The organism is Bacteroides sp. NSJ-48 (genome assembly GCF_014287405.1).
GTDB lineage: Bacteria > Bacteroidota > Bacteroidia > Bacteroidales > Bacteroidaceae > Bacteroides > Bacteroides stercoris.
On sequence record NZ_JACOOD010000018.1, the window covers coordinates 42,600 to 66,197 of the forward strand.

The window sequence follows — 23,598 nt, forward strand, 5'->3', positions numbered from 1 at the left end:
TCTTATTTCCTTTTCTTTCACCCTTGATTTGTCAATGTCTGACTTTGATAATTGCGAAGCGCCGCTTCGTTTTTTACCTGCATCCTCCACCCAAAGCATGGTAGAGGTTGATGATTCCCTGTATCTCGCCAAACCTGTCCTGCGCCTGTGCTTGTTCTGCGCTCAGCAGGGATTGTTGTGTTGTAAGCACTTCCAGATAGCTGGTGGAAGAATGGCTCATCAGCAGTTCTGTCTTTCGCACAGCTTCACGCAAGGTTTCAACCTGCCGGGTGTTTATCTCATATTGCGACTTAGCCGTCTGCCAGGTGGTTAATGCATCGTTCACCTCCTTTCCTGCGTTCAGCAATGACTGTTGGAATAATAATTTGGCTTCTTCCTGTTTAGTTTGTGCAATCTTCAAGTTGGCGATATTCGTGCCACGGTTGAATAGCGGTTGTGTCAGGGAACCGATGGCGTTGAACAACCATTGTCCGGGATTGGTGATTGCTCCACCTCCATTGTTAGTCCAACCCAATGTGCCCGAAAGAGTGATATTGGGGTAGAAGGCAGAGCGGGCTACATGGGTGGCGTAAAACGCTTGTGCCAGTTCCATTTCAGCCTGACGCACATCGGGACGATTGGAAAGCAACTGCAAAGGAACTCCGATAGAGATAGTATCAGGGAAGGATGCTTCGTCCAGGCTACTCCGTTCAATCGGTTGCGAAGGCATGGCAAGTATCGCAGACAAAGCATTCTCTGTTTCAGAGACACTTTTGCATATAGCCAGTTGCGATGATTCAAGTTGCATCACGTTTGCCTTTGCCTGCAATACCCCGGCTTCATTCGCCTTGCCCACCTTTTTCAACGCTTCGAGTGTGCGCACGGTAGCCCGCCAGTTTTCCAAAGTCCGATTGTTTATAGACATTTGTTCGTCAAGCAAGGCAAGTGTATAATAACTGTCTGCTATCGTGGCGATGAGTTGTGTCTGTACGGCTTGCTGATAGTCACGACTTCCCTGCCATGCGACAACCGCGCCACGCTTCGCAGCCGTGAATTTACCGAATATATCCAGTTCCCAACTTGCGGTCGCCCTGACATTGTATGTCTTTGCGGTCGCCCCATCGTAGCGGCTACCACCACCTTCGGCATTGATTCCCAATGAAGGGAGATAGGACAGTTTTGCCGTCATCAAAGCTGCCTCAGCCGCTTCAACCCGCAGGCGTGCCACATTGAGGTCTGTATTTTGCTCAAGTCCTGCCTCAATCAAAGACTGAAGTTCCCGGTCGGTGAACATCTCCCGCCATGACATGGAGGCGATGTTTGTTGTATCAATATCAACAGATAAGTTCCAATACAGATTTTCTGTCCGGATGCCAGCCCGATGATACCGGCTGTATGTGCCGCAGCCGGTAAGCATCAAAGTTGATAATATAAATATGGTTGTCTTCTTCATTTAATTACGTTTAACTCGTTCTTGAATGTATTGAAATGTGATGAACAGCGACGGCACGAGGAACAGCAATGCCAATGTACCCACTATCATGCCGCCTATTACACCTGTGGCAAGCGAGCGGCTGCCATTGGCACCCACGCCATGGGCCATCATCAGCGGAATAAGACCGAACACCATCGACAAGACGGTCATCAGGATAGGGCGCAGGCGAACCTTTGCCGCGCTGTATGCCGCCTGTGCCAATGTCATGCCTTCCGACCGTCGCTTACCAGCATATTCGGTCAGCAGAATGGCGGTCTTGGCAAGCAGTCCGATAATCATGATCAGTCCGGTCTGCATATAAATGTTGTTCTCCAATCCGAACATCCATGCGAACAGGAAGCTGCCCATCAGTCCGCAAGGCACGGACAGCAACACGGCAAACGGGATGAACACGCTTTCGTAGAGGGCGCACAGTATCAGGTATATCAAGACCATACAGAGCATGAATATCATTGCGGCATTGTTGGTGGTCTTGCTCTCCTCACGCGATAATCCCCCGAACTCGTAGCTGCAAGTGGCAGGAAGCACCTCACGTGCCGTCTCGCCAATCGCCTTGATGGCCTGACCGGAACTGTAGCCCGATGCCGGAGAGCCGTTGATGGCGATGGCATTGAAAAGGTTGAAGCGCGTAAGGTCGGAAGGTCCGTTGGTCTTGGTCAGGCGCACGAACTGGCTCAGCGGTGCCATGCTGCCATCGGAAGTACGCACGTACATCAGGTTGAGCGACTCCGTATTGATGCGGTACTCCGCCGGTGCCTGCATAGTGACGTGATAGAGTTTGGAGAAACGGTTGAAGTCCGATACATACGACCCGGTATAATACCCGGAAAGCGTGGACAACACATCGGCAGGAGATACGCCCGACTGCTCGCATTTCGCCGCGTCAATATCCACCCAATACTGAGGATAGTCTGCGGCAAAAGACGAATAGACCTCTCCGATTTCGGGACGGCGGGACAGTGCCTCTACAAATTTATCAGCCTCCTTCTTGAATGCGGCAACGTCTCCGCCCGTTTTGTCCTGCAAGTAGAGTTCAAAACCGTTGCCCATGCCGTAGCCGGCAATCATCGGCGGTGACATGGCAAACACCGTGGCATCGGGAACATCAGCGGTAGCGGCATAAATCTTGCCTATCACGTCATCCACCGATTGCCCTTCATCCTTGCGTTGGTTCCAATCTTTAAGTGTCATGAAATACATTGCCTGTGAAGGACCGGAACCGCTGAATGAGAATCCTCCGACCGCTCCGCTGTACTCAATCTCAGAGATGCTGTCAAGACGGTTGTTGATACGCGCCATCACCTTGTTGGTCTGCGCCATGGAGGAGCCGGGCTTTGTGTTCATGCTTACCATCACCGTGCCGGTGTCTTCCTGCGGAATAAGTCCTGTCTTCGTGATATTGACCAGCAAGACCAGCAACCCGAACGAGGCGGCAATCGTTCCCCACAGCAACCATCGGCAATGGATGATATACAGTACACCACGCACATAACGGCGGCTCAGACGCTCGAATACGGCATTAAATGCCTTACGGAAGCGTGCCGCAAAATTGTTCTTCGTGTTTCCGTGCTCGTCGATATAAGGTTTCAGGAACAAAGCACACAACGCCGGAGAAAGGGTGAACGCATTGATAGCCGATATGCCCACGGCAACCGCCATCGTGATACCGAACTGGGCATAGAACGCCCCGGAAGTGCCGCCCATCATTGCCACAGGGATAAACACCGCCATAAAGATAATGGTAGAGGTGAGAATGGCGGACGAAACGCCCTTCATGGCATCATCGGCGGCAAGTACCGGCGACTGGTAGCCTTCGTCGAACTTCGCCTGCACCGCCTCCACCACCACGATGGCATCGTCCACCACCGTGCCGATGGCAAGCACAAGGGCGAAAAGCGTGAGCAGGTTGATGGAAAAGCCTATCAGCGACATCACGGCAAACGTGCCGATGATGGAGACGAAGATGGAAACCGTGGGAATGAGCGTGGACTTGATGTCCTGCAAGAACACATACACCACCACGATAACCAGAAGTATCGCCTCGATAAGCGTCCGTATGACAGAATTGATGGAGGCATACAGGAACTTGTTGGTATCGGTCAGCACCACAAACTCCGCACCTTCCGGCAGGTCGCGTTCAATTTCATCGAGCACCTCGTGAATCTCATTGATGGTGCTTGAAGCGTTGGAGCCCGCTTTCTGGTTGATGAGCATGAAGGCAGCCGGATGTCCGTTCACTTCGGTGGAATAGCTGTAGTATTCATCGCCCAACTCCACGTCGGCGACATCTTTCAGCCGCAACACATCACCCCCGGGCAGGGACTTGATGACCAGCTCGCCGAACTCTTCCGCTGTGGAGAGGCGGCCGCGATACTTCATCGTGTATTCGTTTGCCGTGGGGTGATTGGCTCCGAACGAACCGGTTGCCGCCTCGATGTTCTGCTTCGCCAGCACGGAGGAGATGTCATCGGGAATCAGTCCGTACTGTGCCATCTTGTCGGGGCGCAACCAGAGGCGCATACTGTAGTTGGAACCGAACAGTTGTGCCTTTCCCACACCGCCGATACGTTTCAATCGCGGCTCCACGTTAATCTTCACGTAATTGTTGAGAAAGGTCTGGTCGAAACGGTTGTCGGGGCTATAGAGGGCGAATGTCAGCAACTCGGCGTTCTGCTGCTTCTCGGTGGTGACGCCGGTCTTGGTCGCTTCTGCCGGAAGCTGGCTCAACACGCCGTTCACCCGGTTCTGCACATTGACCGCCGCCATGTCGGCGTTGGCACCCTGCTTGAAATAGATGTTGATGGAAGCATCGCCTGTATTGGATGCCGTGGAGGTCATGTAGGTCATGTCCTCCACGCCGTTGATGGCCTCTTCCAGAGGAACAATCACGGCTTTCTGCACCGTCTCGGCATTCGCGCCGGGATAGGTAGCCCATACGTTGATGGTGGGCGGGGCGATGTCGGGATATTGCTCCACGGGGAGGGCTTGTATGGCGATAACGCCCATCAGGACAATCACCACGGAGATGACACCCGAAAATACCGGTCGGTCTATGAAGAAACGCAGGTTCATGGTTTTGTGGTTTTAGGTGTGACAATCATTCCTTCCTTTAGCTGCCCCACACCTTCGGTGATGAGGGTGTCGCCGACGGACAAGCCCTGCTCTACAACGAAGTGGTTGCCGTCGTTCAGGCGGTCTACGGTCAGGTAGGCAGCTTCGGCCTTTCCGTTTTTAAGGCGGTAGGCGATAATCTTGTCCTGTAGTTCCACGGTGGCGGTCATGGGAATCAGGATGGCATCCGTATTCAGCACTTGCAGGATGACGTTGCCGATGGTTCCGCTCAGCAGATGCCTGTTGATGTTGGGAAACAGGGCCTTTATCTGTACGGCACCGGTCGTGGGATTGACTATTCCGCTGATGGTCTCTATTTTCCCTTGTTTCCCATAGACGGAACCATTGTTAAGTTGGAGGCTAATCGGAGGCATTTCACATATGATTCTGTCAATCGAACCATATCTGGCCTCGAACTGCCTAAGTTTGTTTTCCGAAATGGAGAAATAGGCATACATTTCCGAATTGTCCGACACCACTGTAAACGGTTGTTCGATGGTGGGACCGACGAGTGCGCCGACGCGGTAAGGGAGCGTGCCTATAACCCCGTTACTCGGACTCTTGATTTCGGTGTATGACAGCTCGTTCCGGGCATTTGCTTCCTGAGCTTTTGCTTGTTCCAGCTCTGCCTGTGCCACTACTAATTGGTTTCGGGCAACAGACAGTTCGTAATCGGATATGACTTTTTCATCGAACAGCGACTGTTTGCCGTTCAACTCGATACGCGCTGTTTCCACTTTTGCCCGTGCCGCGCTGACATTGGCGATTGCGATGCGCAGTGCAGCCTGATAGGGCGTTTGGTCAATGACAGCCAGCACTTGCCCTGTCGCTACTTGCTCTCCCTCTTTCACGCACAGGCGGATGATGCGACCCGATACTTGAGGTATGATGTCCACATCCTGTCGTCCGCGAATCGAAGCGGAATAGGTTTCTTCCAATTCAATGGGTTGGGAAGAAACCACCATGACGGGCAATGCCTGTCCCGTTTCCTCTCCTTGCTGTTCCTGTTTGCAGGCTGCCAATGAAGCAGCCAGCAGGGTTGTTGCCGTGATGCCGGCAATCCATGTTCGTCTATTCATCATCTTTGTCTGTTACTTTTCCATTCTTTATTTAATATCGCATAGATGCAGGTGTCCTCATAGCGTGGTGCGCCGTCGGGATGGCATACAAACGAGATAAATTCCTTCATACATCCTTCATGTCTCATTCCGAGACGTTCACACAATCTTTTTGACCGCAGATTATCGTCTTCTACAAATCCATAGATACGCCGTGCGCCGCTGTCATGGAAAAGATAATCCAGCAGTCCTGTTGCCGCTTCGTATGCCAATCCCTTGCCTTCAAAGCGTTGGTTGAAGTGCCAGCCTACACTAAATGTGTCGGTATATTCGCGCAAGGCGAAAACATCGCCAATGATGAAATCGTCTTCTTTCAGACACACGGCATAGCGTAGCATATCCTTAGGCGAATTGGATATATAAGCCAGTGCCGATTCCACGGGACACAGGCGGTCGCCGACAAAACAATTGACACGCGGATGAGAAAGGTATTCCAATAAACCTGCGGCATCCTTTTTCTGGAAGTCTCTGATGATGAGATGTTCTGTTTCAATAATCATACTTATCGCAAATTTTGGGTGCAAAGATCTTTTGTGCCCATTGTGCAGACAATCGGCATACCATCGAAACGGAGAAAACTACTTCCGAAACGACGAAAGCGGCTTCCGAAATATTGGCTAACGTAGGTCCTAATAAATCATAGTTGTGTATCTCTAAGAGAAATTACCGTTCGTTTCGATACTCATTTTATCCATTTCAAATACGGTTTTATCTGTTTCAGCCTATCTTATCCAGTCAAATGAGGAGTAAAGTATTATCTTTGTGGAATATGAAGTAACTTTGCATGAGGTATGGATAAAGGGAAAAAGATTAACTGGAAGAACGGTCTTCTGCTCTCGGCCGTCTCCTATCTATTATATATCATCATTTGGTTGGTTCTTGATTACGAGACCGCCCGTCAGTTGCCGGAAATGGCACTGATAGATTATATGGTGGATTTCCTGCTGTGTATGCTTTTCACATACACCTCACTGGGATTCTGTTATATCGTGTTCAATGTGTTCCCGTTCAAAGCCTCTTATGTCAGGGTCATCGTATATGCCTCGTGCCTGCTGATGCTCAACAATCTGGAGGCTTTCGGTATGATCTCACTTTTTAATTTTCTTTGGAGCGGACCAGGGAATAGTGTTCTTGACGAACTTCTCAACATGAAAGGCGCATATACTTTTGCCATGATAGCCACCTTCCTGTCAAGTGTCTATGCCAATACTTTCTACTTGCAATCCTACATCAAGGCACGCGACGAGAAGCAGGCGCTTGAAATGGCACTGATGAAGGAAAAGGAAATCGCCTTGCAGTCACAACTCAACTCCCTGAAACTGCAAATCAACCCGCATTTCATGTTCAACAACTTCAACAACCTGCTGGAGCTGATTGAGGAAGATGCGGGGCTTGCCGGGAAGTTCCTGAACAACCTGTCGAAAGTGTACCGGTACATTATTGTAAATTTAGACCGGGACCTGATACCCGTTGCAGACGAAATAAGGTTTCTGGATTCGTACCTGTTTCTGATGAAAGTACGTCACGGCGGAGGTGTCATTGCGAAAATCAGTCCGGAGGTCAAGGAATGTAAGGGATTTCTGCCTCCTGCCGTGTTGCAGCTTCTTGTGGAGAACGCAATAAAGCACAACGGCTTCTCAATGGAGCATCCGCTGTTTATTTCTATTACATCATCGGAGAACTACATTACTGTGCATAATCTTAAATCTCCTTTGCTGTCGCGAATGGAATCAACGGGTTTGGGACATAAAAATATCATGGAGCGGTACGCCTTGCTCTGTGACAAAAAGGTTAAGATAGAGAATACCGAAAACTTCTATTCGGTGAGTTTACCTATCATTAAAAACATCATGACACATGAAGATACTGGTTCTTGAAGACGAGCAGCGTAACGCCATGCGCCTCATAAGACTGCTGAACGGTATTGACACAACGTTCACAATCGAAGGTCCACTGGCAAGCATAAAAGAGACGGTCGAGTTTTTCCAATCAGGCAAGGCGGCAGACCTTATCCTTGCGGATATCCGCCTTACCGACGGCCTGAGTTTCGAGGCTCTGAAATACGCCCCGGCAACCGTCCCCATCATATTCACCACCGCATACGATGAATATGCGGTACAGGCTTTCAAGTTCAATAGTTTCGACTATCTCCTGAAGCCAGTGGATGCCGATGAGCTTGAAGCAGCCATAGACAAAGCCATCAAAACAGGCAGGAATTATGCCGACGAGAACCTTCGGCAGCTTTTCGATGCCTTACAGAAGAACCAATTCCGCTATAGGGAACGCTTCCTATTGCCCTATCGTGACGGCTATAAGACAGTTCGTGTCTCAGACATCAACCACATTGAATTGGAGAATAAAACCGTTTACCTCCGCCTCAATAACGGAACTTCCGAAGCCGTCAATGTGTCAATGGACGAACTTGAACAGCAACTCAACCCGGACTGTTTTTTCCGTGCCACCCGCCAGTACATCATCAACGTGGAACACGTATTGTTTCTTGGCAATTATTTCGGCGGCAAACTTATTGTCCGCTTGAAGGGGTATCCTGACACAAGAATCACAGTCAGTAAGGAGAAGGCTCAACGGCTGAAAGAGTGGATAGACAGGTGAGGCCTAAAGTGTCTTCTTCGAATTTATTCCTTCCGTTGTTCCCACTTGGCATACATCTCCCGTGAAAGTTCCATAATCTCCCGGCTCAGTTTCACAAGGTCAATGGTATGTTTCTCCAACTTGTAGAGCAATGCCATCGCCTTTTTCTCCGAAAAATGGCAGCGTAATTCCTTTACTACTTGGTTGTAGTTCGTGCCGATGCCACGGAACTGGGCGTGAAAGTCGGACAACTTGGTGCAATATTCCAACATCGCCTTGTCCACCTTCAGCACCTTGAACTTCTGCCCGAAGAAATGCGCTTTGAGGAAAACGGCTTTTGCGTACATCTGTGATTCCTCGTACATCGTAAGGAATCTGTTCCATTCCATATCGTCGAAGCGCACCATTACGCAGTGCGTCTTCGGATTCAACTTGGGATTTCTCCCGTACTTACTGGTCTTTTTCATTGTCTTGTCCTTTCTATTTAATGGTTCATACATGGTCTAATCTCTGATTAAAAAACTTGGAAATTATCCGACTGCGGAGGATAATTCTGCCCACGGCAGTGCAAGGATTTTCAGTTACCGGAATCAACCGGAGTAACTGAAAATATATCTTGCTGTGTCTTTGAGGACACAAGAATCCTCCGCCTGTCGGATTGGCTTGTCAGTACAATAACTCTTCCGGTGTATCGGTCAAACCGATGGAGTGTATCCACCGGCTTGACCGGTTCCACTACAATCCGCTCAGAGCTTGCGCCACTGCTCGATGTCATCCCGGTAGGTTTCAAGGTGCAGGCGGACAAGGTTCTCGACCATTCCCGATGCGCTCATACCCCTGCTGCCGAAGTAACGGACTATCCTGTCCAAGCTGTCGCGCACCTCGCCGCTGACAAACACGGGCTTACGGTCGGTTATCTTGGGTACTCGCAGGTAAGTGGTACGGTACTCGTCCAGCGACAGCTTGCGTTGTTTGCTGCTGACACGCTTCTGTGGCACTGCCACTTCTTGGGGTGTTTCGCCTGACGGTTCATCCACCGTCGCTGTTTCCGCTTTTTTCGTGACGGTCTTGCCGGGTTGTGCCAGCTGTTCCGGATTCAGACCGATGTTCCTGTAGAAGTCGTCCATAGACTTCTCACTGCGGGATTCCCTGCGTCCCATTCTTTCCACGATTTCACGAGCCTGCTGCTCACTGATACTTGGTTCTCTTTTCATTGTCATAAAACAGGTTGATTAAGTTATTACTGTGGTCTTGGTCAGTACCTCGACCGATTGTTGCAAGCAAAGTAAGAAGTTTTAGTACAGTCAATCAATAACTTGGATTCGATTAGGCAATATTGTGAGACTTTGCTTTATGGTGATAGAGATATCGGTGAGGACTTCACAGATTTGCCGGATCTGAATAGCCGGAAGAACAAAGGTGCGATTACAGTCAGGTTTGAATTAAGCCCTTGTTTTCTCTCTTTTTACATTCCTGATTTCAAGAATTAAGAATATAGCCCCAATCTGTGCCAACCTCTACCAACCTGTACCATATGCTTCCACTTCCTGGAAATCCATTGCCGGATAACAGATTATGTATTCCTTTACGGCAAAAGGAATACGTAACGAAAAGAAAGAGAGTATGGAAATTTCAGTCGCAGATAATCGACTGACGGCATACCGGACAATGATTACCGTATCGGCGCAACACGCTGCCACTTTCTGGAAATGCATTGCAAGGCAGTAGATTATGTATTCCTTTGTGGCAAAAGAAACAGTAACAATAAAAAAGTATGTATATGGAAATCGTATCTATTGAAAGAAAGACCTTTGAGGCGATGGTCGCCAAGTTCGACCGTTTCGTCAGTCGCATGGATGCCATCTGTCGGCGGCACGGAGAGAAGAAGATGGGCGAGTGGATGGACAATCAGGACGTTTGCCGGATGCTCAACATCAGTCCCCGCACATTGCAGACTCTGCGGGACAATGGGACGCTGGCTTACTCGCAGATAAACCACAAGACGTACTACCGTCCCGATGACGTACAGCGCATTGTTTCCGTTGTGGAGGACAGGCGGAAAGAGGCGAAGTTCAAAGGAAGAACTATATAAACTTGATGAAATGAACGAAGTAAACTAACAATACCCACTAAATCCAAAGTAACATGAATGAACTGATAAACAAGGACAGCGAGTGGATAATCCACTTCATGGGCAGTCTTGACCGACTGTTGGACAATGTAGAGCATCTGACCGCCAATTACCGCCCGACACTGAATGGAGAGCGTTTCTTCACCGACAAGGAAGTGTCGGTACGGCTGAAGGTGAGCCGCCGGACACTTCAGGACTACCGCAATGAAGGGCGTATCGCCTATATCCAGTTGGGTGGCAAAATCCTCTACCGTGAATCCGACATCGAAAGGATGCTTGCTGACAGCTACCGTTCCGCTTACCGACAGACGGCAACCTGATTTTCTTGAAGGAGCGCAGTTTGCCGTCTGACCTGTGATTGCGTCAGCAATGGACTTTCGGCAAAAAGAGAAAGGAGCGGCTTACAGACGGTGCGTCAAAATTCCGCTTCGTCTGTAAGTCGCTCCTCTCTTCTTTCTTCTGATTTCCCGTCAGTCGCTTGTTCCCGTTGCCGGATGCTCTTCAAGCGAGTGGCAGGCAGTGACAAGGTTTTCGGGTTGAATACGCTCAAACTCGTTTGAGGAAGATTCTGCCCGAAATGGCTTGCCACCCGACCTTGCCGCTGCCATTAAACCATACGCTACCTTTGCATCCGTGCATCGGGAACGAGTGGCTGACGGAATGAACCTCAACTATACCATCGGTTATTACCTCTGACGCTGGCAACAAACAGTGTAATCGGTGTAGCTTTCTTAATGGTACTAATTTCATTTATTATAAACCGTCTGAACAAAACACTCTCTTTACTGCATATCCTGAATGCAACGGCGATAATCACTTCAATGTTATAGACATCGTAACTGATGCCATCCGGTTGCTTGAGATACTTCATCGTGTCAAGTTCGTTCAGTTCCTTGTTCTTGTAAATGGAATGAATTGCCTTGCGGACATTGCATGAGAACACCCCGAACAGGTCGGCTATCTCGAACTTGGTCATCCATATAGGTGCAATCGGTATGGTGACTACGCCTGTTTCATTGATTGTTATTATTCCTCTATCCATATCTATCGCATTACTTTAGACATCACGTTCTTTACATTATTCATATCGCGCAGAATAGAGGAATCCAACACACGTGCATAGTGTTGCGTCATTTTTATATTGGAATGGCCGAGCATTTTCGCTACATTCTCAATACTCACACCGTTGGCGAGACATACAGAGGTCGCATACGAATGGCGAGCTACGTGTGTGGTCAAGGTCTTGTTTATCAGACATAAGTCTGCGATTTCTTTCAGATAGCTGTTCATTTTCTGATTGCAGGGAACTGGCAGCAGCCTGTTTTTCTTTTGGCAAGTCGGATGTTCCGCATATCTGCGGAGAATCTCCAATGGAATATCAAGCAAAGGAATGTTACACATGTTCTTCGTCTTTTGGCGAGGCTTGCGAATCCATAGGTTGCCATTGGAGTCTTCTACGATATGTTCCGGTGCCAGTTGTTGCACGTCTATGAAGGCTAACCCAGTGAACGCTGCAAAGATAAAGACATCACGGACAATGGTGATACGCTCTAACGGAAACTCCTTGTGATAGATAGTGAGTAGTTCATCCATTGTCAAGAACTCACGGATAACCTCTTTCTCATGAAACTTGATGCCGATGAACGGGTCTTTGGTAATCCATTCGTTAGCAAGCGCAAGATTGGTTATCTTCTTCAAGCACTTCATGTAGCGGATAACCGTATTCTGCTGGCACTCCTTCTCTGTTTTGAGGTAGAATTCAAAAGCACGTACCAGTTCACCATTGACTTCCGACAAAGGCAAATCCTCCTTACCGTATTTCAGTTTGATAAGTTCCGCAAGATAACGCTTACAACTTTCATAACGGCGGACAGTAATCAGGGCATAGTCCTTTCCGATAAGTTCACGGCATTGGTCGTTATGTTGTTGGATAGTTTGAATAAGTGTACGGGCAACTTCCGGTGCTTGGTCTTGTCCGAAGAACTTTTTCTGCAACAGGTGAGCGGTGATGAACTGCCCTTGTTCTTCCAGTTCATTGAAAGTCTGGTGGAGTTTGATTCTTGCATCCTCGATATAAGCATTCAAGTCACAGGATTTGCGGCTTTTGCCTTTTGCGCATTCCTTCGCTTGATTCCACAAGGCAGGCTCGATACTCTTACGGATATTGTTTTCCACTCGCACACCGTTCACCGTGATGCGCATACACACGGAGGCTTCCCCGTTTTTCAGCAGTTTGGCTTTCTTGATGAAGAAAAGCACATTGAATGAGTTTCTTTTCATGTTCCTACAATTTTTTTCGTTGGACAAAAGTAGGAAACCATACACGCTTTCTTGATACGCAAAACATTGCAAATCAACGAGAAGTAAACTCATTAGGAGGAGATTTATACCCCACCGTTTTTGCTCCACCTTTTGGAACACCGCGAACGGTAATATTCTGCCGTTTTTTGCGTTCCGCAGGGAAACAAAAAATCCCGATTTCGTTTGGAAATCAGGATTTTACTGCCTTTTGCTTTTCTTCAAAGTGGTGCCACCAGGAATCGAACCGGGGACACAAGGATTTTCAGTCCTTTGCTCTACCAACTGAGCTATGGCACCATTTTTATCTCTTTTGCGGTTGCAAAGGTAGTGAAAGTTTTGGACTATGCAAGAGGTTAGGAAATAAAAAACGCTGATAATTCTCTATATGGTTAATTATCAGCGTATATTTTTTAGAGGAGTATGGAATAAATCCGTTATTTATGCCTTCTTCTTTTATTTTATTCTTGAGGTTTTGTCATTTTCGGATTTCTATTTGCTATCCTCTTTTCCCCGGTTTTGGGGCATTTTGTCTATTCAACCTCTTCCTGCTGAGCGGCAGATTCCTCTTTAAGCGGATTCCAGCCCTGTGCCTTCAGTTCAAATTCCTGTCCGTCGCGGCTGATGAGGGCACATCCCAGTTCCGGTTTAGTAATATGGCCTATCAACTTGATGCCTTCCATTTCGGAAACCTTTTCATGGTCGGCAATGGGCACGGTGAACAGCAGTTCGTAATCCTCACCGCCGTTGAGGGCGCAAGTCGTCAGGTTCATGTTGAACTCCTCTGCCATGATGGCCGTTTGGTAGTCGATGGGAATATGCTCCTCATAGATGCGGCAACCGACCTTGCTTTGCGTACAGATATGCAGTAACTCCGAGGATAGGCCGTCGGAAACATCCATCATGGAAGTAGGCTGAATACCTTCTTTAGCCAACTTCTGAATAATGTCGCGGCGGGCTTCCGGTTTCAGTTGCCGTTCCAGCAGATACTCTTTGCCAGCGAAATCAGGTTGTAAATCTTTGTCACCCCCTTTAAGGACGCTCTTCTCACGTTCCAGCAGTTGCAAGCCCATATAGGCTGCACCTAAGTCGCCGGAAACACAGATAAGGTCAGTCTCTTTGGCGCCGTTGCGATAAACAACCTTTCCTTTCTCACCTTCACCGATACAAGTGATGCTGATTGTGAGTCCCGTATAGGAAGAAGAGGTATCACCGCCTACAATATCCACTCCGTATTCCTCACAGGCAAGGCGGATGCCGGCATACAACTCTTCCATATCCTCTACGCTGAAACGTTTGGACAGTCCCAGCGAAACGGTGATTTGCCGGGGTGTACCGTTCATGGCATATATATCGGAAAAATTTACTACGGCCGATTTATATCCCAAATGTTTCAAAGGTACATACGTCAAATCGAAATGTACGCCTTCCAGTAACAAATCGGTGGTTACCAGCACTTCTTTGTCCGCCGGGTAGGAGAGGACGGCGGCATCATCCCCGATGCCGTACCGGCTTGATTCGTTTTTTAATTCGATACTCTCGGTCAGGTGGCGGATGAGGCCGAACTCACCGAGAGTTGCTATTTCTGTTCTCATCTTAATTAGTTGAAAGGTTAAAGTTGATAGTTAAAAGCGAATAGTTACCGCGTACTTACACTGCACGGCAACTTTCAACTCCCGACTATCAACTTTCAACCATTTATTTACTTACGCTCTGTTAATCAACTCCCTCATAATCTCCGTCATCTTCGGCTGTGCGGCATCCGCAGCTTTCTGCACTTCTTCGTGGGAAACCTCTACAATCTTGCCTTCCACACCTAAGTCCGTGATAACCGATACGCCGAACACTTTGATACCGCAGTGGTTCGCTACGATTACTTCGGGAACGGTAGACATACCTACCGCATCCGCACCCAGGATACGGAACATCTTGTATTCCGCCGGAGTTTCAAACGTAGGCCCTTGCGTGCCGATGTACACACCGTGCTGCACCTTGATACCCTTTTCTGCTGCAATTGCATCCGCCTTACGGATAAGCTCTTTATCGTACGCCTCGCTCATGTCCGGGAAGCGCGGGCCATACGGAATATTCCTGCCGTGCAGCGGATGTTCGGGGAAGAAATTGATGTGATCGGTGATAATCATCAGGTCGCCGATTTCAAAATCGGGATTCGTACCGCCGCTGGCATTAGAAACAAACAAGGTCTTGATACCCAGTTCCCGCATTACACGTACCGGGAAGGTCACTTCCTTCATGGAATATCCCTCATAGAAGTGGAAGCGTCCTTGCATGGCCATAATATCCTTATTACCCAGCTTGCCGAAAATCAGTTTGCCGCTGTGTCCCTCTACCGTAGAAACGGGGAAGTTGGGAATATCCTCATACTTTATTTCATACTTCTCGGTAATCTCACCTGCAAGGCTGCCAAGTCCGGTTCCGAGGATAATTGCTGTCTCAGGATGCGTGTGCATCTTACCTTTCAGATAAGCTGCGGTTTCTTGAATACGTTCTAACATAGCCAATAATGTTTTGGTTAAATATATATTGTTGATTTTGTAAAAACTCTATTTCGATGGGAAGCACATAAATGTACGGCTTCAGTGTTTCGTTCAGGTTGGGATGGTTCTTCAGTCGGGTAGCATCTTTCTCTGTCGTGATAATCAGCCTGTTGTTTCCCTTCAACAGGTTAAATTGTTTCTCGATGACCTGCAAGTCTTTCTCGCCGAAGTCATGGTGGTCGCCGAACTCCAGCAGATTGACGCTGGGGGTGTAGGCTTTCACTTCTTCCACCAGTGGGGCGGGAGAGGCGATGCCCGTAACGAGTAGCACCTGTTCGTCTCCGGTGCAGGTAATTCTGCCTTTTGCCTTTGCAGGGAACAGTGGCATCAGCGAGCCATAGCGGAACCTGGAGAAATACAATTGCTGGTACGGATACAGATTCAACCTCTTGGTGATGATGTTGAAATCTATCGGCTTGATATCATCCGGACACTTTGTTACAATGACTATCTGGGCGCGGTTTTTCCCGCAGGCGGGTTCGCGCAGTCTTCCGGCAGGCAACAGGGCGTCGTCACACAGCAACCGGTGGTAGTCGGTCAGCAGGATATTCATTCCTGCCTTTACATGGCGATGCTGGAAGGCATCGTCCAGTAACACTGCATCCACGGCGGGACTCTTCAATGTAAGCAACTGCTCGATGCCGTGACAGCGGTTTTCATCTACCGCCACCCGTATATCCGGAAACTTGCTCTTTATCTGATAGGGCTCGTCGCCGATTTTCTGTACGCTGCTTTCGGCGGTTGCCAGTATGTAACCTTTGCTCTTCCGTTTGTATCCGCGGCTCAGTGTAGCCACGTTTATGCCCTCATTCTGCAATAACTTTATCAGATACTCCGTATGCGGCGTCTTGCCCGTTCCACCTACGGCGATGTTGCCTACACATATCACAGGAACGTCAAAACTCCTTGACCGGAGCCAGCCCCAGTCAAAGAGTTTGTTTCGCAAGCACACCCCTGTCCCGTAGAGCCAGGACAAGGGATATAGCCAATGATGTATTTTTACGGATGCATCTTTCATTTAAATTTATTGTATGTTCAGTTCAAACGGTACGCGTGCCTGTATGCGGTCTATCTTGTCAAAGTTCTCGATGATGCTGAACTGACGGTACATATCGCTTATTTTGCCGTTCAGCATACGCCCCTTGATATAATTTCCGGGATTCGTATTCATCAGGCTTTCCAGGAAACCCTCTTTCTTCGGATAACTCATTACGGTGTAAGCGTCTACACCCGCTTTTGCAATGGCAATCTCCAACGCCTTGTCCAGGCCGCCCAATTCGTCCACCAGTCCCAGTTCTTTGGCGGTGCTTCCGGTCCATACACGGCCTTGCGCTATCTTGTCCAGTTCTTCCATACTGATGCCGCGTCCGTCGGAGCAGCGGGTCAGGAAGAGTTCGTAGCCGTTGTTGACGTACATCTGCATCAATCCCTTTTCACCGTCGTTCATGGGGCGGGTCAGGTTGCCGAAGTCGGCATACGGGTTGGTCTTTACTACGTCGAAGCTCACACCCAGTTTCTCCGTCAGCCCTTTGGCGTTGGGCATCATTCCGAAGATACCGATAGAGCCGGTCAGTGTGGTAGGTTCGGCAACGATGGTATCGGCATTACAGGAGATGTAGTAACCGCCCGATGCGGCATAATCGCCCATGGATACAATTACCGGTTTCTCCTTTTTCAGTTGGTTTACGGCGTACCATATCTGTTCGGAACCGTATGCGCTGCCGCCCGGAGAGTTCACACGCAGCACTACGGCTTTTACATTTTCATTATCTTTCAGCTTACGCAGGTCTTTGATAACCTTTTCGGAGTTGATACCCTCGTCGGTAGAGGCGGACGAACCGCCGTCAATCTCACCATACGCATAATATACGGCAATTACGTTTCCGCTCTTGTCTCTGGGCACATTCTTTTTCACGTTTATCATGTCCTGAATGCCCAGTATCGGCATGTTGTCGTCCTTGTCGATGCCTGCCAGGTTTTTCAGGTAGTCGCGTACATCATTCTTATATATTAAGGTGTCCACCAGTCCGTTCTTCACGCTTTCCTCTGCGGGGTAAAACATCAGCATGCGGTCGGCTTCCTTGTTCAATGCCTCTACGGACAGGTTGCGCGATTCGGCAACGGCGCTCGTAATCTGTCCCCAGATGGAAGACAGGTATACATTTATCTGCTCGCGGTTGGCTGCACTCATTTCGGTGGAGATAAACGGCTCTACTGCCGATTTGTATGTACCCACCTTAAACACCTGCATCTCCACGCCAACTTTCTCCAGTAAATCCTTGAAGAACATGGGAGTAGCTGCCAGTCCCCGCCATTCGAGCATACCTTGCGGGTTCAGCAGGACTTTATCGGCCACGCTGGACAGGTAGTATAACCCCTGCGTATAGGCATCACCGTAGGCTACGACAAACTTGCCCGATTCCTTGAAGTCTTTCAGAGCATTGCGAATCTCTTCCAGCGAGGCGAACCCCGCTCCCAGTGAAGTAGCCTGAATATAAATACCTTTGATATCCTCGTTCTCTTTCGCTTTCTTAATGGAAGAGAGAATATCGTCCAGTCCGTATGTTTTGTAATCATCCTTCATAATAAGGTCCAGTGGGTTTTCCTGGCTGCGTTCGGCCAGTGTACCGTTCAAGTCCAGCATCATGACGGAGTTCTTACGTACTTGTGTTTCCGATTCCGAGGATGAAACCATGCTGAAAACTACGAGAATACTGATGAAAAACAACACAACGCTCGATATAACAATACCGGTTACGGTGGCGAGTGTAAATTTCAAGAAATCTTTCATTGTCTTATTGTTTTTTGGGTATGCTAACTTTTCAAGCTAACAAAGATAAATAATTAGGTTGATATTTTCCCTATCTGTCGCATGAATTTTCAGTTTGTCACATGGGGGGCTTTTATTCTGCATTTTTACCGGGGGATATAAATAAAAAGAGCCTGCCGCTTTTTTGTGCGACAGACCCCTTTATGTAGAGAATGCAGTGAAGAATTCTTTCTCCTTATATTTAAGAGAGGGAATTCTTTGTTATAGGTTTCTCGCTTTCCGCTTCAACAAATGAGATAAGAATATCTTTTATTTTTTCTTTTCCCCCGATAGGTTCTATTGTCTTTCTTTCTATAACGACCTGATACGTTTTATTAAATGCAATATTATAGGCCATTTGTCGCCTTGTCTCATCCAAAAAACCGATAGATTTAAAATCATCTCCTTCGGCCGATTCAAAGGCATAGTTTCCTGTTCTGATATTGATTGAATAGAATCTGCCGCACAGTCTGATTTCTTCCTTATTATCAAATTCAAAATCGGATAGGTTAGCTAATATTTTTTTGTATCATGGGTGCTGATATCCTGTTTGTATGAAGTCTTAGAGTTGGCATTGTACCATTTGATTCCTACTGCCAGACTTTCTTCGTTTAAGAAAGAAACAAAGTCATTGTACTTTTTCAGAATATTTTTGTCGTATAATCCGGAAAAGTCCAGGATGCTCTTCTTATCATATCCTGCCTTGAATAATTGTATTAAATCTTGTGCGAAATCATCAGAATATGTCGTACTGAAAGATGTTTGCTGATTAATCGGTTTCAATATGATTCTGATAGAGCCGGCAAGCGAGTACATATATTCATATTGTGTATCTAAACGTAATTCTCTGTCTATATTTTGCTTGGCATTTCTCTCTAAATAGGTATTTGAGTGTTTTACTCTTTTAATAAACTTGGACGACATCGACTTTCTGATATCCTCTATTTTGGGTATTATCGGAGCAAACTTGTTCAAGGGGATGCTGCCGTATTTCACATCTTTCCCGCTGATATGTATTTCTAATATTCCGGAAGAGTATTTCTGGGAAATAGCAGCTAAATCAATAGTGTCTTCGATTTCAAAGGCATAGTAAGAATTTTCCGTTGGAGTGTATTCTTCTGGCAAGTTGGCAATCGGCACAAGTTTAATGTTATGATAATGTATCTTATCATCAATATCTACGGTGTATACAAATCCGTCATTAGGTTGTGTTATTATGGAATGTAGCGTACTTTTCTTTTCTAAATACTGTTGTATTGAAAAAATATCGGTTCTGATAACAACCCACCTGTTATATTCATTATCTACATCCACCCAGTAGAATAAGTAGTTTTCTCCCTTGTTGCTTACGTAATGAGACAATAAAGGCCCATCATAGTAAATCAAGTCAGCAACTTTAATAAGTTTACTGAAATCAAAATTGATACTGAAACCGTTTATTGTCTTCATATTAGTATTTTTATAATCTTAAATTTATCGGATAAATCACATTCGCAATATTCGTATAAGTCAAAATGGCTTTCATTATTGGCTTGCGTAATTAAACCGTCTTCTTTGTTTAGCGTTCCGTTGCATAAAGCATCTCCCATAGTGCGGGTTATATTCCGCATATTGGCTTTTAGTGCATTGTACTTTTGAATGGCTTTATCCTTTTGTTCAAAACAGGATAATGCATATCCTGACGTATTTATTCTTTTCTTGTCCGTATCTGAAATTATCCGTTGCGAGTTTTGTATATATACCGGTTTGTGGTTATTGGGATTTATCTCTCTAAAAACGTATCTGTAGGCATCTTTGTTTTGGGGTTCGGATAAAGGCGGAAGTTTGGCTCCTTCATTGATTAAGACATCTATTTCCGACTGATATTTGAAAGCTGCATTCGCCATGTTTAACACATTTTTAGTGTCGCAAAGATAGGGAATATTTTTTAGCAGAAGGGTTTATCGGATATTTTCTTTTCCAAACATGTTTTTTATCATAAGAATAAAATGATCAGGTTCTTTAATAAATAATAAGCTGTATACTTCCTTGGCATTTAAAACAATCCCCCCTCTCATTTGTTGCTAAAACAATTTTTTTATTCATTATTTTAGTAACAAGTTCTGTGTTTAGGTGCAAAATGTGTACTTTTACGCAGGCAGTAATGCTTAATTGGTAAATGAACTTACAAAACAAGAAGAAAAAGTTGAGTATTCGTGTTGTCATACATCCTTGTAAAGCGAGCGCAGCGGGAGTTTACTCCCTTGCGATTCGCGTGCTGTACTGCCGTAAGAAGAAAGAATACTCTTTGGGGTGGCGGGTCCACGAGTCGAATTACCGGCGGGATGCCGACCGGGTGGTTTATTCGTCCGAGGGTATCCTCACCCGTAGGGAAGTGAGCCTCGTCAACCGTCTTATCAGGAACGAGAAAGAAGACCTTGTCAGGAACTACCGTCTGCTGGAGAGAACCGATCCCGGCTTTACGCTGGAGCGCCTCATGCTGAAACACCGGAAGGAGCAGTACGACCAGAGTGTGGATAAATTCATCCTGCAATACATCGATACCCTGCTCGAAGAGGGGAAGCAAAGCACTGCCGCTTCCTACACAAGCGGGCTGTACTCGCTGTTGCGCTTTTGCAGTTTGAGGAAAATCAACTTCAAAGACATCGACTATGTGTTCGTCACGGACTATATACACTACCTGCGCATGCGCGGCATTTCGGAGAACAGCATCCACATGTACCTCAGCAATTTCCGGGCGGTGTACAATAAGGCACGCAAGCAAGGCATCAGGATATGTGGTGAAAATCCCTTTGCCGGGCTGAACGTGCGCAGGCAGGAAACGGTGAAACGGGCGTTGAGCAAGGAAGAGATAGCGCTCATCGCTTCGGCCGACCTGCGGCGGTATCCCCAGTTGGAAGCGGCGCGCGACCTGTTCATGTTCAGTTTCTACTGCCGGGGCATGTCCTTCGTCGATGTAATCCGTCTCAAGCACGACGGCATTGTGCGCGACACGATATTCTACACCCGCAGCAAAACCGGGCAACGGTTGCAGATAGGACTGCTGCCAGCCATGAAGGAGATTATTGAAAAATACAGGACATCCGGCCCGTACATTTTTCCTTATATCCACGGGCAGTCACCGCGAGATGCCTACACGCAATACCGCTACTCTTTGGGCACGGTCAACCGTTACCTCAAACGCTTGGGCACATTGCTCAACATAGGCATTCCGCTCACCACTTATGTGGCGCGCCACTCGTGGGCCACCATAGCCAAGAATGAAGGTATCCCGATATCCTTAATCAGTGAGGGACTGGGACATACGTCCGAAAAGACAACCCAAATCTACCTGAATTCCTTTGCGGTCGATACCCTGAACAAGGTCAATGAAAACGTGGCGGATGCCGTATCGGATTGTATTAAAAATGCAGGTGAAAAATTCATCTGTCTACATAACACAGATAAAAACTAAGAAACGACTCAAATAAACCGGACTTTTCTACTTGCTTTCGCTATATATACTTTATCCCTGTGCTTTGATACTGCAAAGGTAGAGGATATTTTTGGATATTGCGTTATCTGAATCCGTCAATCAGTTATCCAAATTAACCAATCTGTTATCCAAAATTGCAAAACGCTGAATATCAGTACCTATTTTTGCTGCTTTTTTTTGATTTCCTGCCTTAATTCGCTGGGCGAGCAGCCGAAATTGTTCTTGCAATACTTGTTGAAACCGGCTGCGGAGCCGAAGCCCAACTCGTATGCCACCTCTTTTATAGAGATGAAATCGTAATTGAGCCGGGATAGTATTTCCTTGTTTTTTTGTTTCTGAAGCCAGGATTGAACGGTTTCTCCAAACTCTTGCGTGAACTTGCGGTGAAGCTCGGAACCGCTCATGCCCAACAATTCTGCCAGCTCTTGTTTGCTGCGCACCCGGTCTTTGTGTTGGAGAACGGCTGCCTTGAAATCTACCTCGATTCCCATTATAGGGTAGAGGAGTTGGATTATTTCGCTCTTTGTGTAGGCTGTGCGGAAGATGATGAACAACTCGCGCTCTTTGAGTTCGTGCAGGTGCTTGCAGTTGACGCCCGCCTGGAGATAGGACTCCAGCAGATGCAGGAACATGTCCAGAGGGGCACGCACGGAAAGCGGTTCGAAGCATAGGGGTGTGTGCTGGGCTTTGTCTAAATAGCTGCTAAGCATGTGCTTGTCGCACAGCGAGATTGCATCGTGAAAGAATGACAGACTGATGTATGTGCCCGGCTGGATAACCGTGCCCGTGTAATGGGATGAAAGGGGAATGAAGATGAATTCGCCCGCACGGACTCTTGTTTCTTCCTTGCTGTCTTTGGTGATGCTGACTTCGCCTGACAAAATAAATATCAGGTGGTTGCCCTTAATCTCTTGTTGCCGGTTGTCGAAATGTTCTCCCAAAGCAGCTTCTTTCAGTGCGAAACCGGCGTCTTCCTCGGTCTTGTAGTTCACGCACGAGGTGTGTTCTTTAATGTAGTTCAGCTCCATTTTATGTACTCGATTTAAAGTTAATAATTTCGTTGTTTTATCACCATGTTTCATTTTTTGTTTCAGAAAAACGGATGTATCGAAGCAAAGGCTTGATTGTCATTTTGTCATTTATAACGGCATGTTGAGTTTCTTTTGTTGGTGTTTAAAGGGGGAAACTCTTCATTGCTGCGTCTATTTTAAGGACAGAATGGTATCAGGCCGAAGTCCCGATACATCCTTGTTTTTCTTTTTGTTTCAGGAAAATCGTTCATGCCGGATAGCATTGAAACGGTTTTCCTTTTTTAATTACTTGATTACTAATGAAATGCACATTAATAATCTGTTTTATGTAAACAGATGAAATTTCTAAAAGCAGCAAAAGGAAAATTAACCTATATAAACAAGTAAAAGATTACGAATAAAACGAAAGAGAATATGCGAAAGAATTTTACGATTTTCATGATTACCCTACTTGTTGCGCTTCTATCCGGAACGGCTTCGGCGCAGCGTCTTGCAGTGAAAAGTAATTTGCTGTACGACATCACCTCTACCATTAATCTCGGAGTAGAGTATGAGGTAGCTCCCCGTTGGACGCTCGAAATGTCTGCCAACTACAATCCGTGGAGCTTCTCGGACAATAAGAAGATGAAACTTTGGATGCTCCAGCCCGAAGCGCGTTATTGGCTGTGCAGCGGTTTCTCCGGTCACTTTTTCGGAGCGCACTTGTTGGGCGGGGAGTTCAACTACGGCGGTATGCTTCCTTTCGGCATCACCCCTTCATCATCTGGATTGGGCAGTAAGCGCTACCAGGGTTGGATGGCGGGAGCCGGAATAGGCTACGGATACAACTGGGTGTTGGGCAAGCGCTGGAATCTGGAAGCCACGTTAGGAGTGGGGTACATCCATTTCGGATACGACCGCTTCGAGTGCAAGACCTGCGGCGACAAGCTGGGCAGCGGCAGCAAGAACTATCTGGGCCCCACCAAGGCAGGCATCTCCCTTATCTATATAATAAAGTAACG

At 47.2% G+C, this 23,598-nt stretch carries 23 protein-coding genes and 1 tRNA gene; 6 read left to right on the forward strand and 18 right to left on the reverse strand.

All coding sequences use genetic code 11. The features are described from left to right. Positions 1–73: 73 nt before the first annotated feature. The 4 genes from H8S52_RS10390 to H8S52_RS10405 are packed head-to-tail and all read right to left on the reverse strand — an operon-like array spanning position 74 to position 6,203. On the reverse strand, positions 74–1,432 hold the full coding sequence (locus H8S52_RS10390) for an efflux transporter outer membrane subunit (protein WP_119204089.1): 1,359 nt from the start codon (positions 1,430–1,432) through the stop codon (positions 74–76). Continuing rightward, positions 1,433–4,546: an efflux RND transporter permease subunit gene (locus H8S52_RS10395; RefSeq protein WP_118122380.1), complete on the reverse strand. Its 3,114-nt coding sequence runs from the start codon at positions 4,544–4,546 to the stop codon at positions 1,433–1,435. Beyond that, positions 4,543–5,667 (reverse strand): efflux RND transporter periplasmic adaptor subunit, encoded by a 1,125-nt coding sequence (locus H8S52_RS10400; RefSeq protein ID WP_032536655.1) that lies wholly within the window; start codon positions 5,665–5,667, stop codon positions 4,543–4,545. The genes H8S52_RS10395 and H8S52_RS10400 overlap by 4 nt, the downstream gene beginning before the upstream one ends. Continuing rightward, the gene (locus tag H8S52_RS10405; protein ID WP_333473178.1) at positions 5,664–6,203 is read right to left on the reverse strand and encodes a GNAT family N-acetyltransferase; all 540 of its coding nucleotides are present in this window, start codon (positions 6,201–6,203) and stop codon (positions 5,664–5,666) included. The genes H8S52_RS10400 and H8S52_RS10405 overlap by 4 nt, the downstream gene beginning before the upstream one ends. Before the next feature lie 291 nt (positions 6,204–6,494). On the opposite strand from H8S52_RS10405, the gene H8S52_RS10410 reads away from it, so the two are divergent. Together H8S52_RS10410 and H8S52_RS10415 are read left to right on the forward strand one after the other, a co-directional pair. After that, positions 6,495–7,580, forward strand: a complete 1,086-nt coding sequence (locus tag H8S52_RS10410) for a sensor histidine kinase (RefSeq protein ID WP_186909754.1) — start codon at positions 6,495–6,497, stop codon at positions 7,578–7,580. Further along, the gene (locus tag H8S52_RS10415) at positions 7,561–8,316 is read left to right on the forward strand and encodes a LytTR family DNA-binding domain-containing protein (protein ID WP_186909755.1); all 756 of its coding nucleotides are present in this window, start codon (positions 7,561–7,563) and stop codon (positions 8,314–8,316) included. The genes H8S52_RS10410 and H8S52_RS10415 overlap by 20 nt, the downstream gene beginning before the upstream one ends. 23 nt (positions 8,317–8,339) lie before the next feature. Here H8S52_RS10415 and mobA read toward each other — a convergent pair whose 3' ends face one another. The 3 genes from mobA to H8S52_RS10430 all read right to left on the reverse strand — a co-directional run bounded on the left by mobA (position 8,340) and on the right by H8S52_RS10430 (position 10,010). Next, on the reverse strand, positions 8,340–8,762 hold the full coding sequence (gene mobA / locus H8S52_RS10420) for a conjugal transfer protein MobA (protein WP_032536658.1): 423 nt from the start codon (positions 8,760–8,762) through the stop codon (positions 8,340–8,342). Between the two features lie 279 nt (positions 8,763–9,041). Beyond that, the gene (locus tag H8S52_RS10425; RefSeq protein WP_032536670.1) at positions 9,042–9,509 is read right to left on the reverse strand and encodes a DUF3408 domain-containing protein; all 468 of its coding nucleotides are present in this window, start codon (positions 9,507–9,509) and stop codon (positions 9,042–9,044) included. A gap of 303 nt (positions 9,510–9,812) precedes the next feature. Continuing rightward, positions 9,813–10,010, reverse strand: a complete 198-nt coding sequence (locus H8S52_RS10430) for a hypothetical protein (RefSeq protein WP_032536659.1) — start codon at positions 10,008–10,010, stop codon at positions 9,813–9,815. A gap of 65 nt (positions 10,011–10,075) precedes the next feature. On the opposite strand from H8S52_RS10430, the gene H8S52_RS10435 reads away from it, so the two are divergent. Together H8S52_RS10435 and H8S52_RS10440 are read left to right on the forward strand one after the other, a co-directional pair. Beyond that, the gene (locus H8S52_RS10435) at positions 10,076–10,387 is read left to right on the forward strand and encodes a helix-turn-helix domain-containing protein (RefSeq protein WP_032536671.1); all 312 of its coding nucleotides are present in this window, start codon (positions 10,076–10,078) and stop codon (positions 10,385–10,387) included. A gap of 53 nt (positions 10,388–10,440) precedes the next feature. After that, a complete protein-coding gene (locus H8S52_RS10440) occupies positions 10,441–10,746 on the forward strand; it encodes a helix-turn-helix domain-containing protein (RefSeq protein ID WP_032536661.1) in 306 nt (101 codons plus the stop codon). A 150-nt stretch (positions 10,747–10,896) separates the two neighbouring features. Here the strand turns inward: H8S52_RS10440 and H8S52_RS10445 are convergent, their stop codons facing one another. The 10 genes from H8S52_RS10445 to H8S52_RS10490 all read right to left on the reverse strand — a co-directional run bounded on the left by H8S52_RS10445 (position 10,897) and on the right by H8S52_RS10490 (position 19,977). Next, positions 10,897–11,034 (reverse strand): hypothetical protein, encoded by a 138-nt coding sequence (locus tag H8S52_RS10445; RefSeq protein ID WP_255470037.1) that lies wholly within the window; start codon positions 11,032–11,034, stop codon positions 10,897–10,899. 59 nt (positions 11,035–11,093) lie between these two features. After that, on the reverse strand, positions 11,094–11,468 hold the full coding sequence (locus tag H8S52_RS10450) for a hypothetical protein (RefSeq protein ID WP_032536663.1): 375 nt from the start codon (positions 11,466–11,468) through the stop codon (positions 11,094–11,096). Between the two features lie 2 nt (positions 11,469–11,470). Next, positions 11,471–12,706, reverse strand: coding sequence for a site-specific integrase (locus tag H8S52_RS10455; RefSeq protein ID WP_118164605.1), 1,236 nt, complete (start codon positions 12,704–12,706; stop codon positions 11,471–11,473). Between the two features lie 245 nt (positions 12,707–12,951). Continuing rightward, positions 12,952–13,024 (reverse strand) — tRNA-Phe (locus tag H8S52_RS10460). 233 nt (positions 13,025–13,257) lie between these two features. Then, a complete protein-coding gene (gene thiL, locus H8S52_RS10465; protein ID WP_186909756.1) occupies positions 13,258–14,319 on the reverse strand; it encodes a thiamine-phosphate kinase in 1,062 nt (353 codons plus the stop codon). 111 nt (positions 14,320–14,430) lie between these two features. After that, entirely contained in the window at positions 14,431–15,240 is an 810-nt protein-coding gene (locus tag H8S52_RS10470) for a purine-nucleoside phosphorylase (protein ID WP_005656855.1), read from the reverse strand. Then, positions 15,197–16,300 (reverse strand): tetraacyldisaccharide 4'-kinase, encoded by a 1,104-nt coding sequence (lpxK, locus tag H8S52_RS10475; RefSeq protein ID WP_186909757.1) that lies wholly within the window; start codon positions 16,298–16,300, stop codon positions 15,197–15,199. Before lpxK ends, H8S52_RS10470 begins: the two co-directional genes overlap by 44 nt. 6 nt (positions 16,301–16,306) lie before the next feature. Next, positions 16,307–18,073 carry a signal peptide peptidase SppA gene (gene sppA, locus H8S52_RS10480; protein WP_186909758.1) on the reverse strand — a complete coding sequence of 589 codons (1,767 nt, stop codon included), beginning with the start codon at positions 18,071–18,073 and terminating at the stop codon, positions 16,307–16,309. A 531-nt stretch (positions 18,074–18,604) separates the two neighbouring features. Then, positions 18,605–19,540 carry a DUF6575 domain-containing protein gene (locus tag H8S52_RS10485; RefSeq protein WP_186909759.1) on the reverse strand — a complete coding sequence of 312 codons (936 nt, stop codon included), beginning with the start codon at positions 19,538–19,540 and terminating at the stop codon, positions 18,605–18,607. After that, a complete protein-coding gene (locus H8S52_RS10490) occupies positions 19,537–19,977 on the reverse strand; it encodes a hypothetical protein (RefSeq protein ID WP_186909760.1) in 441 nt (146 codons plus the stop codon). Before H8S52_RS10490 ends, H8S52_RS10485 begins: the two co-directional genes overlap by 4 nt. Positions 19,978–20,249: 272 nt before the next feature. Here H8S52_RS10490 and H8S52_RS10495 point away from each other — a divergent pair, with 272 nt between their 5' ends. After that, positions 20,250–21,545 (forward strand): site-specific integrase, encoded by a 1,296-nt coding sequence (locus H8S52_RS10495; protein ID WP_186909761.1) that lies wholly within the window; start codon positions 20,250–20,252, stop codon positions 21,543–21,545. Between the two features lie 179 nt (positions 21,546–21,724). On the opposite strand, the gene H8S52_RS10500 is transcribed toward H8S52_RS10495, so the two are convergent. Continuing rightward, on the reverse strand, positions 21,725–22,594 hold the full coding sequence (locus H8S52_RS10500) for a helix-turn-helix domain-containing protein (RefSeq protein ID WP_186909762.1): 870 nt from the start codon (positions 22,592–22,594) through the stop codon (positions 21,725–21,727). Between the two features lie 417 nt (positions 22,595–23,011). On the opposite strand from H8S52_RS10500, the gene H8S52_RS10505 reads away from it, so the two are divergent. Next, complete coding sequence (locus H8S52_RS10505) at positions 23,012–23,596, forward strand: DUF3575 domain-containing protein (RefSeq protein WP_186909763.1); 585 nt, start codon at positions 23,012–23,014, stop codon at positions 23,594–23,596. Positions 23,597–23,598: the final 2 nt, after the last annotated feature.

What these genes read in the sequence shown, in the direction of transcription:
- H8S52_RS10390 (WP_119204089.1), bottom strand. Translation starts at nt 1,432, where the DNA reads ATGAAGAAGACAACCATATTTATATTATCAACTTTGATGCTTACCGGC.
- H8S52_RS10395 (WP_118122380.1), bottom strand. Translation starts at nt 4,546, where the DNA reads ATGAACCTGCGTTTCTTCATAGACCGACCGGTATTTTCGGGTGTCATC.
- H8S52_RS10400 (WP_032536655.1), bottom strand. Translation starts at nt 5,667, where the DNA reads ATGATGAATAGACGAACATGGATTGCCGGCATCACGGCAACAACCCTG.
- H8S52_RS10405 (WP_333473178.1), bottom strand. Translation starts at nt 6,203, where the DNA reads ATGATTATTGAAACAGAACATCTCATCATCAGAGACTTCCAGAAAAAG.
- H8S52_RS10410 (WP_186909754.1), top strand. Translation starts at nt 6,495, where the DNA reads ATGGATAAAGGGAAAAAGATTAACTGGAAGAACGGTCTTCTGCTCTCG.
- H8S52_RS10415 (WP_186909755.1), top strand. Translation starts at nt 7,561, where the DNA reads ATGAAGATACTGGTTCTTGAAGACGAGCAGCGTAACGCCATGCGCCTC.
- mobA (WP_032536658.1), bottom strand. Translation starts at nt 8,762, where the DNA reads ATGAAAAAGACCAGTAAGTACGGGAGAAATCCCAAGTTGAATCCGAAG.
- H8S52_RS10425 (WP_032536670.1), bottom strand. Translation starts at nt 9,509, where the DNA reads ATGAAAAGAGAACCAAGTATCAGTGAGCAGCAGGCTCGTGAAATCGTG.
- H8S52_RS10430 (WP_032536659.1), bottom strand. Translation starts at nt 10,010, where the DNA reads ATGCATTTCCAGAAAGTGGCAGCGTGTTGCGCCGATACGGTAATCATT.
- H8S52_RS10435 (WP_032536671.1), top strand. Translation starts at nt 10,076, where the DNA reads ATGGAAATCGTATCTATTGAAAGAAAGACCTTTGAGGCGATGGTCGCC.
- H8S52_RS10440 (WP_032536661.1), top strand. Translation starts at nt 10,441, where the DNA reads ATGAATGAACTGATAAACAAGGACAGCGAGTGGATAATCCACTTCATG.
- H8S52_RS10445 (WP_255470037.1), bottom strand. Translation starts at nt 11,034, where the DNA reads ATGGCAGCGGCAAGGTCGGGTGGCAAGCCATTTCGGGCAGAATCTTCC.
- H8S52_RS10450 (WP_032536663.1), bottom strand. Translation starts at nt 11,468, where the DNA reads ATGGATAGAGGAATAATAACAATCAATGAAACAGGCGTAGTCACCATA.
- H8S52_RS10455 (WP_118164605.1), bottom strand. Translation starts at nt 12,706, where the DNA reads ATGAAAAGAAACTCATTCAATGTGCTTTTCTTCATCAAGAAAGCCAAA.
- thiL (WP_186909756.1), bottom strand. Translation starts at nt 14,319, where the DNA reads ATGAGAACAGAAATAGCAACTCTCGGTGAGTTCGGCCTCATCCGCCAC.
- H8S52_RS10470 (WP_005656855.1), bottom strand. Translation starts at nt 15,240, where the DNA reads ATGTTAGAACGTATTCAAGAAACCGCAGCTTATCTGAAAGGTAAGATG.
- lpxK (WP_186909757.1), bottom strand. Translation starts at nt 16,300, where the DNA reads ATGAAAGATGCATCCGTAAAAATACATCATTGGCTATATCCCTTGTCC.
- sppA (WP_186909758.1), bottom strand. Translation starts at nt 18,073, where the DNA reads ATGAAAGATTTCTTGAAATTTACACTCGCCACCGTAACCGGTATTGTT.
- H8S52_RS10485 (WP_186909759.1), bottom strand. Translation starts at nt 19,540, where the DNA reads ATGAAGACAATAAACGGTTTCAGTATCAATTTTGATTTCAGTAAACTT.
- H8S52_RS10490 (WP_186909760.1), bottom strand. Translation starts at nt 19,977, where the DNA reads ATGGCGAATGCAGCTTTCAAATATCAGTCGGAAATAGATGTCTTAATC.
- H8S52_RS10495 (WP_186909761.1), top strand. Translation starts at nt 20,250, where the DNA reads ATGAACTTACAAAACAAGAAGAAAAAGTTGAGTATTCGTGTTGTCATA.
- H8S52_RS10500 (WP_186909762.1), bottom strand. Translation starts at nt 22,594, where the DNA reads ATGGAGCTGAACTACATTAAAGAACACACCTCGTGCGTGAACTACAAG.
- H8S52_RS10505 (WP_186909763.1), top strand. Translation starts at nt 23,012, where the DNA reads ATGCGAAAGAATTTTACGATTTTCATGATTACCCTACTTGTTGCGCTT.